Source organism: Nocardia spumae, assembly GCF_020733635.1.
In the GTDB taxonomy this organism is placed as follows: Bacteria; Actinomycetota; Actinomycetes; order Mycobacteriales; family Mycobacteriaceae; genus Nocardia; species Nocardia spumae.
The window spans coordinates 5,414,071-5,432,721 of sequence record NZ_JAJFZL010000001.1 but is presented as its reverse complement, the minus strand read 5'-3'; the positions used below and the strand labels follow the sequence as shown (position 1 = coordinate 5,432,721).

Annotated in this window: 14 protein-coding genes; 12 read left to right on the top strand and 2 right to left on the bottom strand. The window is 68.4% G+C overall.

Features of this window, described 5'->3' with window-relative positions; genetic code table 11:
• Positions 1-72 precede the first annotated feature (72 nt).
• A complete protein-coding gene (locus tag LKD76_RS24315) occupies positions 73-1,059 on the bottom strand; it encodes a hypothetical protein (protein WP_227983739.1) in 987 nt (328 codons plus the stop codon).
• 680 nt (positions 1,060-1,739) lie between these two features.
• On the opposite strand from LKD76_RS24315, the gene LKD76_RS24310 reads away from it, so the two are divergent.
• From LKD76_RS24310 to LKD76_RS24270, 9 genes are all read left to right on the top strand, one after another.
• Positions 1,740-2,714 carry a C40 family peptidase gene (locus LKD76_RS24310; RefSeq protein ID WP_227983738.1) on the top strand — a complete coding sequence of 325 codons (975 nt, stop codon included), beginning with the start codon at positions 1,740-1,742 and terminating at the stop codon, positions 2,712-2,714.
• Between the two features lie 303 nt (positions 2,715-3,017).
• Complete coding sequence (eccA, locus tag LKD76_RS24305) at positions 3,018-4,778, top strand: type VII secretion AAA-ATPase EccA (protein ID WP_227983737.1); 1,761 nt, start codon at positions 3,018-3,020, stop codon at positions 4,776-4,778.
• A 4-nt stretch (positions 4,779-4,782) separates the two neighbouring features.
• Positions 4,783-6,348 (top strand): type VII secretion protein EccB, encoded by a 1,566-nt coding sequence (gene eccB / locus LKD76_RS24300; RefSeq protein WP_227983736.1) that lies wholly within the window; start codon positions 4,783-4,785, stop codon positions 6,346-6,348.
• Positions 6,345-10,361, top strand: a complete 4,017-nt coding sequence (gene eccCa, locus LKD76_RS24295) for a type VII secretion protein EccCa (protein WP_227983735.1) — start codon at positions 6,345-6,347, stop codon at positions 10,359-10,361. The genes eccB and eccCa overlap by 4 nt, the downstream gene beginning before the upstream one ends.
• A 110-nt stretch (positions 10,362-10,471) precedes the next feature.
• On the top strand, positions 10,472-10,792 hold the full coding sequence (locus tag LKD76_RS24290; protein ID WP_227983734.1) for a PE family protein: 321 nt from the start codon (positions 10,472-10,474) through the stop codon (positions 10,790-10,792).
• A gap of 21 nt (positions 10,793-10,813) precedes the next feature.
• Positions 10,814-12,337: a PPE family protein gene (locus LKD76_RS24285; protein ID WP_227983733.1), complete on the top strand. Its 1,524-nt coding sequence runs from the start codon at positions 10,814-10,816 to the stop codon at positions 12,335-12,337.
• Between the two features lie 89 nt (positions 12,338-12,426).
• On the top strand, positions 12,427-12,828 hold the full coding sequence (locus LKD76_RS24280) for a hypothetical protein (RefSeq protein ID WP_227983732.1): 402 nt from the start codon (positions 12,427-12,429) through the stop codon (positions 12,826-12,828).
• Between the two features lie 69 nt (positions 12,829-12,897).
• The gene (locus LKD76_RS24275) at positions 12,898-13,188 is read left to right on the top strand and encodes a WXG100 family type VII secretion target (RefSeq protein ID WP_227983731.1); all 291 of its coding nucleotides are present in this window, start codon (positions 12,898-12,900) and stop codon (positions 13,186-13,188) included.
• A complete protein-coding gene (locus LKD76_RS24270; RefSeq protein ID WP_227983730.1) occupies positions 13,181-14,020 on the top strand; it encodes an ESX secretion-associated protein EspG in 840 nt (279 codons plus the stop codon). The genes LKD76_RS24275 and LKD76_RS24270 overlap by 8 nt, the downstream gene beginning before the upstream one ends.
• 95 nt (positions 14,021-14,115) lie before the next feature.
• Here the strand turns inward: LKD76_RS24270 and LKD76_RS24265 are convergent, their stop codons facing one another.
• Positions 14,116-14,361 carry a hypothetical protein gene (locus LKD76_RS24265; protein ID WP_227985512.1) on the bottom strand — a complete coding sequence of 82 codons (246 nt, stop codon included), beginning with the start codon at positions 14,359-14,361 and terminating at the stop codon, positions 14,116-14,118.
• A gap of 37 nt (positions 14,362-14,398) precedes the next feature.
• On the opposite strand from LKD76_RS24265, the gene LKD76_RS32060 reads away from it, so the two are divergent.
• The 3 genes from LKD76_RS32060 to mycP are packed head-to-tail and all read left to right on the top strand — an operon-like array spanning position 14,399 to position 18,635.
• Positions 14,399-15,760, top strand: coding sequence for a CpaE/TadZ family protein (locus tag LKD76_RS32060; protein WP_305082768.1), 1,362 nt, complete (start codon positions 14,399-14,401; stop codon positions 15,758-15,760).
• Positions 15,757-17,277: a type VII secretion integral membrane protein EccD gene (eccD, locus tag LKD76_RS24250; RefSeq protein ID WP_227983728.1), complete on the top strand. Its 1,521-nt coding sequence runs from the start codon at positions 15,757-15,759 to the stop codon at positions 17,275-17,277. The genes LKD76_RS32060 and eccD overlap by 4 nt, the downstream gene beginning before the upstream one ends.
• The gene (gene mycP / locus LKD76_RS24245) at positions 17,277-18,635 is read left to right on the top strand and encodes a type VII secretion-associated serine protease mycosin (protein ID WP_227983726.1); all 1,359 of its coding nucleotides are present in this window, start codon (positions 17,277-17,279) and stop codon (positions 18,633-18,635) included. Before eccD ends, mycP begins: the two co-directional genes overlap by 1 nt.
• Positions 18,636-18,651 lie beyond the last annotated feature (16 nt).

Genomic DNA, 18,651 nt, shown 5'->3' with positions numbered 1-18,651 from the left:
GGCCACCGGACCGAAAAAGCGGTGCCGGTGGGCGATTCACTCGCCTACCGGCACCGCTCGGACAACGTCTGATCAGACCGCGGATTCCCCGTCGTTCTCCGGCTGCTGCTCCGCTGACACCGGAGCATTCGGGTCGGCCGTCGGAGGCTTGGTGCGATCCTTGGCCGAGGCGCCGGTGTTCGGTGCGGTGACCGGCGGCAGGGACCCGGGTGTCTGCGCACCGGTGCCGGTCGCCAGCGCGGTGGGCGCGCCGGGGGCCGCCGCGCCCGCTTGCGGAGTGACGGCGGTGGGGGTTGCGGTACCGGGCGCGGTGGCCGGTACGGCGGCGGCCGGCGCGGCCGCGTTCGGATCGCCGGCCGGAGCGGCCCCGGCGCCGGGAGTGACCTCGCCGTTCGAATGCAGTTCGGCCTCTTTGTCATGCTGGTTCTTCTGCATCGCCTGGGTCACCAGTGGCGCCGCCACCATCGCACCCATCGGCAGGATCATCGCGGCCATCGGCAGCAGCTGACCGAGGATGTCACCGAGACCGCCGCCGCCCGAACCCGCGGTCCCGCTCGACGAGCCGCCGCCGCCTGTGGACGCGCCGCTGCCCGAGGAGCTACCGGACCCGGAACCGCTGCCGCTGCCGCCGCCCGCCCGGGACTGATTGTCCGCGTAGACCGCGTCGACGAGGCGATAGACCTGGGCCACCGCGGCGGTGATCTGGCGCATGAGCGCGGTTTCCTGGGTGGTGGTGAGCTTCACGGGTACTGCCTTGAGCATCGTCTGCAGTTCCGCGACGATGTGCTTGATACTCGCGAGTGTCTCGTCCTTGCTGGCGGCCACCAGGATGGAGGTGCGCGCGATCTCCTGGTCGTACTGCAGCAGTGAGGTCTGGCGGGCGTTGACCAGAGCGATGGTGCGCCGGTAGCCGACGGTGGTGTCGCTCTTGCCCAGGTTGGTGAACGTCACCGGCTTCAGCAGGCTGGCCACTTCCGGCGGGGGTACGGGCATACCGCGGCCGAGCAGGTCGACGGCGGTCTGGATCGCGGTACGCGCCAGCGCGACTATGGACTTCACCGCCGGTTTCGCCCCGGGCGGCGGGTCGAGTTCGACCGTCCAGTAATGCTTCTCGGGAGCGGCAGGCGTGCCGGGAGTCGGCTTGGTGGGGGTGCCGTCGGGCGGCGGACAGTCGGCATATCCGGGCTTTCCGGCGGACTGCGCGGGAACACCCGGTTGTGGTTGGCCTTGCGGCGCGCCGGGTTGTGGTTGGCCCTGGGGTGTGCCGGGGTGTGGTTGGCCTTGCGGTGCGCCGGGGTGTGGTTGGCCTTGCGGTGCGCCGGGGTGTGGTTGGCCTTGCGGTGCGCCGGGGTGTGGTTGGCCCTGGGGTGCGCCGGGGTGTGGTTGGCCTTGCGGCGCGCCCCCGTTCGCCCCTACCGGTCCGTTGCCGGTGGCGCCTGTGCTGCCCGCGACGGGAAGCCCCGGCGCGGGCGTGGTGGCCTGCAGCAACAGCTTCGGTAGGCCGATCGTTTCGGTCCCAGCCGTGTTCTCCGGCATGCCGTCGCACCGCCTCCCTCGAGTCCGTCCTCATTGTCGGCCCTTCCCGCAATTGGGAAGTCATGCGGTTTCCGCATCACGGCGACGGTGCCGCATAGTCGTGAACGACTTCGGATACGCGAAGTTTCGCGAGTTTCGCTGGTCCCGCGGCAGCCGGGCCGAATCGGGAGGCGTTCGATGCGCAGCTACGGCGAGGCGGCCGGATGTCGCCAGAACTGACCGTCGGGCTGGACGGCGTCCTGAATTCCCTGCTGAAGCTCTACGGAGCCGGGAGCCCCACCGTGCAGCAAGTGGCGGCATCCCAGGGACTGCCGAACGCCGCCACCGATCTGCGGACCGGGCACCTCATGACGGGCTATCACGAGACGGCCGGGATGCACGCGTCGGTGGCCGGCGCGCACGCCGAGCGGGATGCGGTGGTGCACAAGGCGGTCGCGGCCGCGGGCGACGGCACCGTCAACGGCCGCAGCGTGGTGAACGGTCAGATCGCGGATCTGCAGACCCGGCTGCGTGCGATCGCGACAGTGGGTGACACTCGATTCAGCGGGCCCGCCCTGCTCGATGCCGCGCACACCGCGGTGACGAACGCGGCCCGCCAGGTCGATACGGATCTCGCCGAGGCGCACCGGCACGCGGCGCAGATCGTGCCGCCGGCGGCGCCCAAGACCGTCCGCGGCCGGATCACCGCGAATCCGGGCCGCCGCCGCCCTCGTCGCCGGTCCCGTCCCCGGACCGGCTCGGTGTCCCGCGCGACCCGCGCGCTGCCAGCGATGCGTCAGCCGGTTCCGTCCGACGGGACGAGCGGTGGGAAGGCGGTGAGCGCGGCGAGCTCGTATCTGGGCCTGCCCTACGTGTGGGGAGGCGGTGGCGCCGGCGGACCCAGCGGCGGCGGATTCGACTGCTCCGGACTGACCCAGTACGCGATCGCCGAGGCCACCGACGGCAAGGTCGTGCTGCCGCGGACCACCTACGAGCAGATCTACAGCGGGGTGCGAATTCCGCCGCAGGACGTACGGCCGGGGGATCTGGTATTTCCGGCGGGGTCGTTCAGCGCGCGCGGCCCCGAGCACGTTCAGCTCGCCGCGGGCAACGGAATGGTTATCGAGGCGCCGTATACGGGTTCGACCGTGAAGTGGTCGCGGATGCCCAGCGAAGCCGTCGTGGTCCGGGTGATGTGATTCGTGCGGAACGAGTGCCCAGTAGCCGGATCGCGGTGTGCGAGCACTCGTTCCGTGAGTCGGATCGTCAGGATGAGGACTGCCGATCCGCGATAACAACCATACCGCCAAATAACGGCACACTCAATAGCGGTACGCAATGTGAGTGAGAAATTTTCGCCATCCGCGCAGGTCGCATGCGGGTGGATCGACCACCCGGGGGTGCGTCGCGCGCTATTCCCATGATTGGGAAATGGCGATCTTCGCGCGGGTGGGGGACTGTCTATGGTTCGGGCAGGCGAGAGCGTCGAAAGGGATGTCCAGGTGTCAGCGGCCGAGGACGCGTTCTATACGGGTGTTCAATCTCTGGGATTGGTCGCCGGGGGCGTGCGCAACGAACAACAAGCGATGGCGGCCTTCCAGGCCGCGACAGATCTGGATCCGGATATGTGCGATGCCTGGTTGGGCCGCGCCATGGCCGGGGACATCACCTCCGAGGTGATCTACGGTGCCTACCGATCGGCCCACAACCTCTATCGCGATCAGCAACGCGCCGGTCTGGTCGACCGGTCGCTGTGGTGTCAGGTCGAGATCGGGATGTACGGGCTGCGGGTAGCGATGGCCGATCGCGACCAGATCGCGATCGCGCAGGCGTGCTCCTACGCCGACGGCGGTGAGTGGCAGGAAGCGGCCGCGATCCTGGATCAGGTGCCCAGTGACGATGTCGCGGATTTCGTGCGGATGTCGCTGTACTTCCGGACCCGGCGCTGGTCCGACGTTCTCAGCGCCCGCACCGCGAAGCCGGTTATCGAGGACGGTCTGCTCGATATCGCGGCCGAGTTGATGGCGGCGCAGGCGCTGGCGCATCTGGGCCGGCTCGGCGAGGCGATGCCCCGGGCGCAGCGCATCGTGGAGGACAGTTCCTCGGGAAGTCTGTCCTATATCTGGGCCGACGCGCACTTCCTGCTGGGAATGCTGCACCGGCACAACGGTGACCACGAGAACGCCGATCGAATCCTCAAGGGGCTCCAGGGATCCGGTCTGTGGTCCGAGCGTGAGGAGTGGCAGCGCGCGGTCCGGGACAAGACCTACCGGCTGGAAGTGACCACACCGGATCTACTCGCCTCCCGCACCGACCTGTGGGATCCGACCACCGGTGACGATCCGGCCGAGGCCGCGGCGTCGGCGGCGAAAGAGGAACGCGAAGCGCTGCTGTCGGAGGCCTCGGAGCTGTTGCAGGCCCAGATCGGTATGGATTCGGTCAAGGAGCAGGTCGACCGCTTGAAGTCGGGCGTGCTGATGGACCAGGTCCGGGCCAAGCGCGGACTGGCCGTGGAATCCAAATCGCAGCATTTGATCTTCTCCGGTCCGCCCGGTACCGGTAAGACGACCATCGCCCGCGTCATCGCGAAGATCTTCGCGGGCCTCGGCGTCGTCGAGAATCCGGAAGTGATCGAGGTGTCGCGCAACGACATGGTGGGTACACACCTCGGGCACACCGCACCGAAGACCAACGCGCTGATCGACACCGCCCTGGGCGGGGTGCTGTTCATCGACGAGGCGTACACCCTCATCCAGGAAGGGCTCTCCGGCGGCGACGCGTTCGGTAAGGAGGCCGTCGACACGCTGCTGGCCCGGATGGAGAACGATCGCGACAAACTGGTGGTCGTGATCGCCGGATACGAGGATCAGATCGACCGCTTCCTGGCCTCCAACGACGGTCTGGCCTCGCGCTTCACCAAGCGCATCCGCTTCTCCAGCTACGGCGGCGACGAACTGGTGCAGATCGCCGATCACATTGCGCAGAAGAAGGATTCGCTGCTGTCGGAGCAGGCGCGTGAGGTGCTGCGCGAACGCTGCGATCAGCTCGCCTCGCAGACCAAGAACGGCCGTCGCCTGATCGATCTCGCCGGTAACGGCCGCTTCATCCGCAATGTGGTCGAATCGGCGGAAGCCGAGCGTGACTATCGCTTCACGCGCGACAACGTCGATATCGCGGCGCTGTCCAACGAGGAGTTGATGACGATCGACGCCTTCGATATCGCCGCCGCGCTGGCGGGTTTGGCACCGGCCGCGACGAGCTGAGGCCATGGCGCGATTCCGGGTGGTGACCAAACACCAGATATCGGGGTGGCGGTTTCTGCTGCGCCGGATCGAGCACGCGCTGGTACGGCGCGAGGTCTCCATGATCGACGATCCGCAGCGCGGCCGATCGACCGCGCTCTCGATCGGAATCGCGCTGGCCTGCGTGGTCGTCGCCGGCGCCGCGGTGCTGGCCTTCTTCAAACCCGCCAAGCAGGTGGGCAATGCCGATATCGTCGCCGACAAGAACAGTGGCGCGCTCTACGTGAAGGTCGGCGGTCGGCTGCATCCCGCGCTGAATCTGACCTCGGCCCGGTTGATCAGCGGTAAGGCGGCCAATCCGGTGCCGGTGTCGCAGCAGGAGCTGGACAAGTATCCCCGCGGCCCCTGGGTCGGGATTCCGGGTGCTCCCGACAGCATCGTGGGCAGTGCCGACCGCGATTCCTCGTGGGCGGTGTGCGACACCACCCGGACCGGCGCGGACGCCCCGATCGACCGGTCCACCGGCCTGCCGACGACGGCGGGCTCCGCCGTGATCACGACCGCCATCGGGGGCTCGCTCACCGTCGACGGTGACACCACCAAGGAACTGTCGGGTAATCAGGCGCGACTGGTGCGCAACGGTTCGGTCACCTGGCTGATCTACGACGATCGCGACAAGGGCGTGGTGCGCGCGGCGATCGATCTGGGGGACTCCGCGGTCACCCTGGCGCTGGGAATCGATGCCTCGCTGTCGGTTCCGCAGGCCTCGCGCGGGCTCATCGAGGCGATACCGGAGATGCCGCCGCTGCGCGTGCCCGACGTGCCCGGTGCGGGCGGGATCACCACATTGACGACCGGGCTGTCGGTGCCGATCGGATCGGTGCTCAGCGTCTCGAGCCCGGATCGCGCCGCGGCCTACTATCTGGCCTCGAAGACGGGGCTGGTGCAGATCAGCGGGGTGCTGGCGGCCATCGTGCGCAATGCCGACTCGCACGGCACCGCCACCACCATGGCGGTGGGTCCCGATGTGGTCGCCGCGAATCTGCGCTCCGGAACCTGGCCCGGCACCGAGGATTACCCGGCGCGGGCCGTGGAACTGGTCGACGCCGGTCGCTTCGGCGTGACCTGTTATCACTGGTCCCGGGGCGGCGGCGATCCGAATGCGAGTGCCCGGTTGCTCTACGGACGCCAGCTTCCGCTGACCGCCGAACAGCAGAGCCGGGTCGTGGGCCTGGTCACCGCGCCGACCTCGCACGGAGCCACCGCCGATACCGCCTATCTGCCCGGTGGCACCGGCCGTTTCGTCCAGGTCACCGGCGCCGACCCGGCTTCGCCGCTGCGTGAATCGCTGTACTGGATCTCCGACAGCGGTGTCCGCTACGGCATCGATGTCGCACCGGGTAACCAAGGCGATTCGACCTTGGCCGCACTCGGATTGCGGGCGCCGCTGCCCGCGCCGTGGAGTGTGGTGTCGCTGTTCGCCGTCGGCCCCGTGCTGTCCCAGCGCGACGCGCGCATCCAGCACGACGGCATCCCCTCCGACAAGTCCGCGGTCGGCCTGCCACAGCAGGCGGAAGGTGGGACCCCATGACCAGCACACGCCGCTTCGTCCGCCCGGCTCGCGCCGAACGCGGACCCAAGGCGCCGGCGGTCACGGAGCTGCGGTTGCAGCCGCCCACCGAATTGCCCAAACCCGTTCCGCCGTCCCGGATCAAGATGATCATGCCGGTCGTCATGGTCGCCGGTATGGGCGGAATGATGGTCATGATGTTCCGCAACGGCGGCGGAGCGCTCAACCCGATGATGATGATGTTCCCCGTCATGATGCTGGTGTCGATGTTCGGCATGGTCGGCGGGGGAATGGGCGGTAACGGCGGCGGCGGTGCGGCCTCCCTCAACGAGGAACGCAAGGACTATCTGCGCTCGATCGGCGAGAACCGCAAGACGGTACACACCGCCGAGGCCGAGCTCTACACCTATCTGCGTCACACCCATCCCGGTCCGGGGGAGATCGCGCGCCTGGTCGGCGGTAAGCGGATGTGGGAGGTGCAGGTGGCGAGCCCGCAGTTCCTGCGGGTGCGAATCGGCCGGGGGCGCATCGCGAATCAGGTCCGGGTGATCGTGCCCGAGGCAGCGCCGACGTCCGACCTCGATCCGGTCGGCGTCGTCGAGGTCACCCGGTTCGCGAAGGCGTACTCGACCGTGGGCGGTATGCCGGTCGCGATCAATCTGCTCTCGGCCCCGCAGGTGGGATTCGACGGCGACGAGGAGGCGGTGGCCGGCCTGGTGCGCGCGATGATCGCGGAGATCACGGTGCTGCACGGTCCCGATCAGGTCGCCGTCGCCGCCGTCCTGGCCGATCCCGAGGCGCCGCACTGGTCGTGGCTGAAATGGCTTCCGCACACTCAGCATCCGAGTGAATCCGATGCCATCGGTTCCAGCCGGATGGTGTATCGCACGGTCGCCGAACTGCGATCGAAGGTCCTCGCGGGACTCAACCGTGGCCCTTTCTCGGCCAACAGTCAGCCCACGCTGGACCGCACCCACTACATCCTGCTCGTCGATATCGGCGGTCCGGCCAGCGAACGGGACGTCTCGGGTGTGGACGGCTGTACCTGGGTGCGGCTGGGCAGCACCGAGCAGCATCTGCCACGCGCACTGAGATTCACCGTGTCCGAGGAGCGGGAGCTGCACGAGGTGACCGCGCGCGGGCCGCGCCTGGTGGGTGTCGCCGATACGATGTCGGTCCCGGCGATGACGGCGTTGGCGCGCGGCATATCGCCGTTCCGGCTGTCGACGGTGGTCGAGGCCGTGGTCGCCGAACAGGCCGGTACCGGGACCTCATGGGAGGAAATGGTCGGGATCATAGATCCCGGCTCGATTCACGCCGACCGGCAGTGGCCGCGCCGCCGCGATATCGACCGGGCCCGGCTCAACATCCCCTTCGGCCACGATCCCGCCGGACAGGTGGTGTACCTCGACATCAAGGAGTCGGCCGAGGAGGGCATGGGCCCGCACGGCATGTGTATCGGCGCCACCGGCTCCGGCAAGTCGGAATTCCTTCGCACCCTGGTGCTTTCCGCGGTCGCGACGCATTCGCCGGATGTGCTGAACCTGCTGCTGGTCGACTTCAAGGGTGGTGCGACCTTCCTCGGCTTCGATCGCCTGCACCATGTCACCGCGGTCGTGACCAATATGGAGGAAGAAGCCGACCTGGTCACCCGTATGGAGGATGTGATCAACGGCGAGATGGCGCGGCGGCAGCGGGTGTTGCGCGATGCCGGCAACTTCGCCAACGTCGCCGATTACGAGCGCGCCCGCGAACAGGGTGCGCAACTGGCGCCGTTGCCCACCCTGCTGATCATCCTCGACGAGTTCGCCGAACTGCTCGAACAACATCCGAACTTCGCCAAACTCTTCGTCGCGATCGGCCGCCTCGGCCGTTCGCTGCGCATCCATCTGCTGCTCGCCTCGCAGAAGGTGCCCGCCAACCGGATGGGTGAGCTCGAGGCTCACCTGTCCTACCGAATCGCGTTGCGCACCAACCAGACCGCCGACTCCCGCGATGCCATCGGCACCGCGGACGCCTACCACCTGCCCAAGAAACCGGGTGCGGGATATCTGCGAGTCGGCGCCGGCGATCTGCAACGTTTCCAGGCCGCGTACGTGGGCTCGCCCTACACGCCGCCGGCGCAGGCGGCCTCACCGTCGGACGCGCACCGGGCGCGGCGGCCCGGCGGCGGATACAAACCGCCGCAACAGTTCACCGCCACACATATCGTGGCCGCCAGGCCCGAACCGGTCGTCGAGGCGCGGCTCGTGCTGCCGGAGTCCGAGGACGACAACGACGCCGTGACCCTGATGGAGACGGTCCTCGGGCAGATGGGCGGGCACGGACGGCCCGCGCACAAGATGTGGTTGCCGCCACTGGGTGTGCCGCCGACCCTGGAGCGGCTGATCACCGCGGTGCAGCCGGGAAGTCTGCACATCCCGCTCGCGATCGTGGACAAACCGCGTCAGCAGCGCCAGGATGTGTGGACGGTCGACCTGTCGGCCGCGGGCGGCCACCTCGCCGTGGTCGGCGGCCCGCAGTCGGGTAAATCCACCGCACTGCAGACCCTCGTGATGGCGAGCGCGCTGACCCACACCCCGGAGCAGGTGCAGTTCTACTGCCTCGACTTCTCCGGCGGTCTGACCGGTCTGCGCGGGCTTCCGCATGTGGGATCGGTGGCTTCGGCCCGTGACGGGGACCGGATTCGGCGTACTTTCGCGCTGATCACCAATCTCATCGCGAGCCGGCAGACGCTGTTCAGCGAGCTGGGCATCGACAGTATGCGTGAATTCCGCCGCCGGCGTCAGTCGCCGTCGGAATCGGCGGAGCTGACCGCGCGCGGTGACGAGCACGGCGACGTCTTCTTCGTCATCGACGGCTGGGATATCGGATTCTCGGTCAACGGACCGTATTTCGACGAATATCTGCCGGTCATGGAATCCATTGCGCTGCAAGGCCTCAACTACGGAATTCATTTGGTGATCAGTAGTTCGCGCTGGGCGGCGGTGCGGCCGAACGTCAAGGATCTGTTGCAGACCCGGCTGGAATTGCGGCTCGGCGACCTCACCGACACGGTGTTCAACAACCATCGGTCCGTGGTCGCCTCCATTCCGCCCGACCGGCCCGGTCGCTGCATTTCGACCGACGGCCTGCACATGCTGACCGCACTGCCCCGCACCGACGGCTCCGGCGATCCCGAAACCGTCGCCCAGGGGATGAGCGCCGCGATCGCCGAGTTGGAGCAGCGTTACGAGGGCCGTCGCGCACCGGTGGTGAAACTGCTGCCGGCGCGGATCGGCATGTCCGAGATCATCGCCGGGCGGCCGGCCCCGGAAACGCTCGGCCAGCGGTTGCTGTTGCCGTTCGGGGTCCGGGAGTCCGATCTCAGCCCCGCCGCAGTCGATTTCGGTATGTCCACCCATTTCGCGGTCATCGGATCGCCGGGTTGCGGCAAGTCGACCGTGCTGGCGGCGCTGCTGGAGTCGATCCGCACCCAGTTCACTCCCGATCAGGCGCGAGTGGTGCTGGTCGACTACCGGCGTCAGCACATGGAGGCGATCGCGGACGAACAGCTGATCGGCTATCTGACCAGCGAGCGCGATCTCATCGACAGCCTGCCCGGTTTCGCGCAGAAGATGCGGGAACGCCGGCCACCCGACAACGTCACGCCCCAGCAGTTGCGCGACCGGTCGTGGTGGAACGGCCCGGAGATCTTCGTGGTGGTCGACGACTACCACATGGTGGCCGCGCGCGGCGGGCTGAACCCACTCGATCCGTTGAAGGACCTCATCGTCGACGGTCGCGACACCGGATTCCATCTGATCGTCGCGCGCAACATCGCGCAGGCCGATATGGCGCTGTACGACAACGTACTCGGCCAGATCAAGAATCTGAACAGCTCCGGATTCATCATGGACGGCTCGAAACTCGACGGTATGCTGATCGGCGATGTGAAGGCGACCAAGCAACCGGTGGGTCGCGGCATCTTCGTCGAACCGCTGCAGTCGCGCCGGGATCTGGTCCAGGCCGCGTGGATTCCGCAGCCGGAATAGCGCATCCGAATGTGTCCGACGCCGCATGGCATTCCCAAAGGCGGGAATGCCATAGCGTTCTTTCTGTAACCGCTCATACAAGAGTCGGCGTCACTTGTGAGGAGACCTCCATGTACCTCCAGTTCAGTCCGGAAGTCATTGCGGCTGTTTACTCCACCAACACCACTGTCGCCACTACGCTGTCCGGCTTGATGCAGGCCGCGGCAGGGGCTAGTACTCCGGCTCCGCAGAGCGCGGATCCGGTCAGTGCGGCTGTGTCGGCCGCCTTCACCAGTTATCACGGTGGCTTCTACAACATCACCAACAACGGCATCTCGAAGTTCCACGAAGGGAACGGCAAGCTGCCGGAATCGATTCAGCGATACGAGTTCGGCGATTCGGCGGGTGGGGCTCGGGTCAAGTCGGCCGATCCCGGCATCGCATACGTCTGATCGACTCTTCGGGAGTGCGTGATGGACCCAGTTTCCGGCCTGGTGACGGGGGTCGAGGCCTTTGCGGGCGCCGTCGGAGGCCTGCTCAGCGATTCCGGATCGGATGCCTTCGCCACCATGCAGGCAGCGATCCAACTGACTGCGGTGGCGAGCGCGGCGATCGGAGCGATGAATTCGCTGGCGTTCGGCGCGCTTCCGCCGGAGGTGAATTCGGCACAGCTGACAGCGGGCCCCGGGCCCGCTCCGATGATGGCTACCTCGGCCGCCTACGGCGCGGTGGCGGAGGCCTTGCTGGCGGCGGCCGGTGGATTCGAGGGCTCCAACGGAGTGATGCAGGCTTCGTGGCAGAGCGAAGCCGGTGAACGCACGCACAACGCGTTCAGTAAGCACACGATGTGGTATCGGGAACAGGCTGCCGTCGCCCAGCAGATGTCGGACCTGTCAGCCAGTGCCGGAGCGGCCAATGGCGCTGCGCGTCTGGCGATGCCGCCCCTGCCGGTGATCGTCGCCAACCGGGCGGCCGCCGCGGTGCTGGCGACCGAGAACACCCTGACCGGGGGCGCGACGACGCCCTTGCTCTTGGCGAACGAAACCGCGTATCTGCTGATGTGGATACAAGCGGCAGAGACGATGGAGGTCTACCAGACGGAGTCGGCGGCGTTGGTTGCGGCTATGCCGCCGCCGACGGTGGCGCCGACCATCGCCGGACAGGGTGGCGATCCGCCCGGGACAACATATTTCGACCCTCCGAACCCGCCACCGGGCGGTGGCGGCGGCAGCCACGGGATCTCCGACCCCGGAGGCCCGGGCGGGCCCGGTGGCGGCCCGGGCAACGGTCCCGGCGACGGTTCGGGCGATATGACCGGCGGTCACGATCCGACCACACCCGGCGGTTCGACCGATCCGACGGATACCGCGGTCGATCCCACCCAGACCACGCCGGGCGGCTCCGAGGCCGAGAACGCGTTGACCAACGTCAACGACACCATGTCGTCGATGACCGACTCGCTGGGCAATTCCGGTGGTGACAGCAGCTATCTGACCGAGGAACAGCACGGCTTCTACGGAACCTCGCCGTACTCGACCACCCTGATGGGATTGAACGGCGGTGTGGGCAGCACGGTCTCGTTCTCGATGGCCCGCGGCGGGCTCGGGGCGGTGCCGGGCTCCGGCACCGGATTCCGGATGCCGGCCAACTGGGGTCAGCTGGGGGCCAAGGCATTCGGCCCGCTGCCGGGCGAGTCGGGGCCCGGGCCGATGCCGCCGCGCAACGTCCCGCGCGGTGCGGTGGCGCCGAAGGCCCGGATGCGCCGTCGTCGCGACGACGAGAAGAAGCCCTCGAAGGTGTTCGTGCCCGGCGACCACGAAGAGGTGCCGGTGCTCGAGAAGGCCCCGGTGGTCGGTGTCATCGAATACGCCGACGACGACAACGCGATCGACGCCGTACCGGAACTCGTGCCCGCGCTCGGTGTGCTCGAACGCGTCGAGGACGAGCCGATCCCGGTCTCGATGGATGTCCCCGGTGAATACCGGAGTCGCGACTAGCGCGCCGGCCACCGGCCGCGGGCATCCCCCCAACGTCTCCGCCGGCTGCGGAGCCGACTGTGAATCGAACTTTTCGAAAGGAATGAGAAATGACCAATCCCAATGTCATGCAGGGAACATCGGACGACTGGAACACCGGTGCCACCAAGACCGCGCTGTCGCTCGGTGAACTGGAGAACCAGCTCCGCACCCTGGACGCGACTCGGCTGGGGTTGAACACCGCGGTCAAGAGTCAGCACACCGGCACGGCGATCGACAACACCCTCAACGATCTGCACATCAGCGGAAAGAACCTCGCGACCGAACTGCAGCGCATTCTGGACAACCTCAAACAGCGCGGCGGCAAGGTCGACACGGATGACCTCGACGCCGCGCAGAAGGTGCTCGCCGGCGACGGTAACGACGGAAGTATCAACGCCACCGACGGATCCGGTGGGGCCTTCGCCTCCCATCAGATGTCGGGCAAGATCAACACGTCTTTCCCGTCGTAATCCCTGGCAGCCGTGCAGATCTCATTCCCGGAAAACACACGAAAGGTCCGATGAATCATGGCCGGAAATATGTACTTCAATTTCGCCCAGGTCGATGAGCACCACACCACGCTCAAAACGCTCGGCCAGGCGATGGAGGACAATGTCAACAACCTGAAGAGCCTCCAGGGCACGCTGGCGAGCCTCCTGGGAGGTGCTTCCTCGGAGGCATACCAGGAAGTCGCGGGCAAGCTGAACCAGCTGCTGATGGCCCACCAGGCGAACCTGGTTCGGCTGAACCAGCAGATCCACTTCGCCGCCGGTAGCCAGGGTATGGTCCAGATCGCCGACAAGGCCAGTGCCGCGAGCATGCGTGGATGATGCGACCGAGGATCCGGTAGCGATCGATCTGAATGTCGATGCCGCCCTGCTGCTTCGGCATCTGGTCGGCATCGACTCGTATCCTCCGGTACTGGCATTGCTGCCCAACATCTACCGCGTCGAGGATCGGGAACGGGTGTACTCCGTGGTCACCGATCAGCTGACCGAGGCGGGGATGATCGTCGATGGTCGGGTGCACCCGACCATCGAGCATTGGCTGCGCTGCCTGCACCGGCCGGATGTGGAATTGATCGCCCGGATCGTCGACACCGGCCTCGACGGCGGCGCGAAGGGCATGCTGCGACTGTCGCTGGTCCGCTCGGGCGAGACGCAGGTGCTCGCGGTGCGATCCGACGACCATGTCGTCATCCAGTCCGCACCCGCGGGCGACCGTCGTCTGGACGCCCTGTCCGGGGCATTGTCGGCGGCGCTGGGGCCGGCCCCAGCGCTGGAATTCACGCCGCTGTCGGTATGGGCCGAGGACCTCGACGAGGTCCCGGCCGACGCTGACGAGCGGCGGCGGGCACTGGTCGAAGTCGGCGCCGAGCCGCGCACGGCGGGTCTGCTCAGCCGGGTGCTGGAGGAAATCGTCCGGCGTGCGGAAATCGTCGTGACCGAGCACCATGACGGTGCCACACCCCGCACCGAGGTCTGCATGAGTGTGCTCGATACCCTATCGGGCCGGATCATCGTTACTCCGAGTGTGGCGTTGGACGGTCGGGTCCGGGCGACGTACGCGCCCGGTGACGACGCAGCACTGCACGCCGGCGTCACGGCCTTGGTCGACCTTTTACCCGGCCGCAGCTGGTTTGAAACCAGTCGGGTCGAATAAGATTGTCCGCCGGGCATTTTCGAGAGGATGAGCGAAATGAACCGAGCACCGAGTACCAACGGGCACGCGACCGAGGCCGCCCGAGCTCGGGGTGGTTACGACGCCTTCTTCGCGGCCGTGCCCGACCAGCCGGGCTCGGCCACCACCGGCGGTCCGGCGCCCACGGGTCCCGCGGAATCCGCGCCCTCGACATCCGCGCCCCCGACATCCGCGCCCTCGACATCCGCGCCCTCGACATCCGCGCCCGGAAGTTCCGCCGCGGCAGCCGGTTCCGCATCCGGTGCGGCGGCCGTGGCCGCACCACCACCGGGTGAATCCGCCGACGCCGCTCGCACCGTCACGCCACCGGCCGCACGCGGTCCGGTACCGACCGGACCGATGGCCGGTGGAACGCCACCGACCGGTTCGCCGCAGGGCGCGACACCGCCGACCGGTTCGGTACCTCCCGGCCCGGTACAGCCCGGCCCGGCGCACCCGGGCGCGGTCCGATCCGGGGGCGATCCGGCCACGGCCGCCGCCACCAGCGCCGATCCGGTCGCCGCGGCACCGGCGCCGGCACCCCCCGCCGCCACCACCGCCGAAAGCTCCGGTACGACCTGGCATTCCGCGTCCCCGGCCGCGCCGACGTGGCAGCACACGGCGGCTCCGCCGCAGACCTCCGCGGCCAACCCCTATTCCGTGGCGACCCCGACGTCGCACCAGTCGGCCGCGCCCACCGCGTCCCGGGTACCCGACCGGGTCGAACGCAGTGTGCAGAGCGCCGGCGAGCGCGTCGAGATCCTGCCCGCCGCGTTGACTTCCGCGGAACTGCTGGCCGATATCGCCGCCGCGCATCGGGCCCAGCTCAAATCCACCAGCGGTATGCGCGGTGCGCTGAACAAGGTCGGCTTCAACCTCGGTCTGTCACCGTCCGAACAGCGGAAACAGGATCGGCGCGGACGTATCCGCACGCAGCTCAACAGCACCTATCAGATCGCGGTGATCAGTGTGAAGGGCGGCGTCGGGCGCACCACCGTGACCGCGGCCCTCGGTTCCACCTTCGCGCGGCTGCGCCCGGACCGGGTGGTGGCCATCGACGCCAATCCCGATTTCGGCGATCTGCCCACTCGTACCCGGCCGCATCCGTACGGTCTCACGCTGCGCGATCTCGTACGCTCGCCGAACCTCGAGGCGTTCTCGGCGGTCCACTCGTTCACCTCGATCAACGATGCCGATCTGGCCGTGGTCGCCTCGCCCTGGAATACCGAATCGGTCGAGGCGCTGTCGGGTGGCGAATACGCCGCCGCCGTCGAGATCCTGCGCCGCCACTACAACCTGATGCTGGTGGACTGCGGTACCGGTGTGCTGGACTCGGCCACCGGCAGCGTGCTGAACACCAGCGACGCGGTGCTGGTCGTCACCCCGGCCACCGTCGGCGGGGTCAAAGGCGCGGTCGCCACCCTGAACTGGCTGAATTCCCATGGGATGCAACATCTGATCGCCAAATCCATCGTCGCGATCGTGCACCACCACCCGGTCAAGCCGACCGTCGAGGTCGACCAGATCGAGAAGCTGTTCGCCACCGCGCAGCGGCCCACCTTCGAACTGCCCTACGACGCGCATCTGGCCGAGGGCGGTGAGATCGACCTGAGATTGCTCGACGACGACACCGGTCTGGCGCTCGAGGAACTCGCCGCCGAACTGGCGGACGGCTTTCCCGGTTCGCCGATGGCCGGTGGCGATCGCGGAGGGTGGCGATGACTGCTGCCACCGCCCCCGCGGCCGCGCAGCCCACGGCCGAGGTGGCCCGGGCCCGGATCGCGGTCATGGTCGCCACCTACCAGGTCGATGTGGTGGTGCCGACCAAGTTCACCATCGAGACCTTCATCGACGATCTGCTCGGCGTGCTCTCGCGCGCGATCGACGACGAGAGCGTGGACTTCACTCCGGCCAGCGGACAGTGGAGTCTGGCCCGCCCGGGCGAGCCGCCGATTCCGCGGTGGCGCAGCCTCGCGGACCACGATGTGGTCGACGGCGCGGTACTCATGCTCACCGCGGTGGAGTCGATGGAGATGTTCACCCCCGTCGTCGAGGACATCACCGATGCGCTGGCGATGATCAACGAGCGCGAGTTCGCCGAATTCGACCGGGGAACCATCGCGATCGTGGGCGTCACCGCCCTGGGCCTGGGCGCGGTCGCCGCGGCCGGCATGCTGGCGTGGTCGTGGACCGAGACCGGCTCGGTCTGGTGGTGCGGACTGCCCGCGCTGCTGCTCGGCGTGGCCTACTGGATCACGGCGCTGGTGGCGCGCGGACGGCGGGTGCCGCCGGGGGTGTGCCTGGGCCTGGCGTTGTCGGCGGTGCCGCTGTTGTCCGCCGGCGGGGCGATGCTGGTGCCGCCGGCCTACGGTGAGCCGGGTGCGTTCGCGGCGGCCAATATCGCCGCCGGTGCCGTCGTGGCCGCGGTGTCCGCCGCGACGATGATGCGCGTGACCCGCTTCGGGATCGCCACGCTGATGTCGGTGACGGTACTCGGCGCGGTGATCACCCTGGCGGCGGTGCCGGCCACCTACCTGGACCTTTCGCTGCGGCAGGTCACCGCCGGCCTCGTCTTCGCGGGTCTGATCCTGTTGACCGCCGCGCCGCGGCTGGCCGTCGTCGTCGCTCGCATCCGTCCGCCGGACCTGCCCGATCCGGGCAGTGAGGTGTCGCCGTCCACACTGACCGACATCTTCGACGCCGAGGCCGCCCGCGAGGCCGATCCCGAACTCGACGAACAGGACGAACGCGACCGCCACCGGGCGCGCTCGGGGATCGAGGCCCGGGCCCGGCTGGCGGTGACCAGCCTGCGCGGGCTGATGGCCGCGGTCGCGGTGCTGCTGTCGGTGTCCACCGTCATCACCACGGCCGCGAGTCCGGGCGGGATCCGCGAGATCGTCCTGTCCGTGGCGGTCGCCGGCATTCTGGTCCTGCGTTCGCGCTGGTATCCGGATCGGGTGCAGGCGCTCGCGCTCGTATCCGCCGCCGCGGTCACCCTGACCGGGCTCGGCTTCGTGCTGATCGGCGCCTATGCCACCCCGGCCGCGCGACTGCTGGTCGTGGTGCTCGCCGTGGCCGCCGCCGTCGCGGCCTGCGTTGCCGCACTGCGACTTCCCGGTAAACGCCTGTCGCCGGTGACCCGCCGCGTCGTCGATCTGATCGAATACGCGCTGATCGTGGTCGTCCCGGTGATCGCGTTCTGGATCATGGGTATCTACACCGCCATGCGAGAGATCTGATGCGTCCGATCCGATCCACGAGCACCGCACTGGTCGCGGTGCTGCTCCTCCTGGGCGCGGGACCCGCCGCCGCACTGGACCCGCCGCAGGTGGTGGTCGGTGCGGCGCCGCCGGACGGCGCGCCGGGGCCGGAGGTGCCGACCAAACAGGACAAGGGCTGCCTGGCCGTCGGCCTGCTGCCCAACAGCGATGTGAAGCAGACTCCGCCGCCCGAACAGGCCCTGGAGCTGAATCAGGCGCGGGCGCTGAGCCGTGGGGGCGGGGTCACCGTCGCGATCATCGATACCGGTGTCGGCCCCAACCCGCGGTTGCCCAATCTCAGCGGCGGCGGCGACTATGTGGCCGCCGGTGGGGACGGGCTGTCGGACTGTGACGCGCACGGCACCCTGGTCGCCGGAATCATCGGCGCGACATCGGATTCCGCCGACGGTTTCAGCGGTGTCGCGCCGGATGCCCGGCTGGTGTCGATCCGATACCGTTCGGGTGCGTTCAGCCCGGAGCAACCGCAGGGCGATGAGGCCACCCAAGCGCCCGCCCGCGAGTTGCGCAATATGGCCCGTGCCATCACCCACGCGGCCAATCTCGGCGCCGGCGTGATCACCGTGTCGCTGCCGATCTGTCTGCCGGCGGACTCGAAACTCGATCAGTCCATGTTGTCGGCGGCGATCGGATTCGCCGTACACGTCAGGGGCGCGCTCATCGTGGCCGGCGCCGGCAACACCGGTAGCTCGGGCTGTCAGCAGAACCCGCAGATCGATCCGAGCCGTCCCCGTGACTCCCGGAATTGGGGTGCGGTGCAGACGATTTCGTCGCCGGGATGGTTCGGGCCGGATGTGCTGACCGTCGGCTTCACCACGGCCACCGGCACCCCGATGGCGGATTCGCTGGCCGGACCGTGGATTTCGGTCGCGGCACCCGGCACCGGGATCGAATCGCTCGGACCGGGTGGTGGCGGCCTGATCAACGGCGTCGGCGCACCCGACAAACTGGTCGCCGTCGGCGGCGCCTCGTTCGCGGCGGCCTACGTCGGGGGAGTGGCGGCGCTGCTGCGCTCGCGCTATCCGAACGAGACGCCCAGTGAGATCGCCGCCCGATTACAGGCCACGGCGCACGCGCCGGCCCGGGGCATCGACAACTCGGTCGGGGCCGGCCTGATCGATCCGCTCGCCGCACTGAGTCTGCGGACCGCGCCACAGCAGCCGGCGGGGTTGTTCCGGTCGGCGGCTCTCACCGTGCCGCCCCCGGGGCGGGCCGCGGATCGCCGACCGGCGATCGTGGCCGGCATCATCATCCTCGCCGCGATCGTCGCCGGAGTGGGGGCGAGCTATGCCGGCACGGTGATCGGGAGACGCCGTTGAGCGTCCCGAACATCCG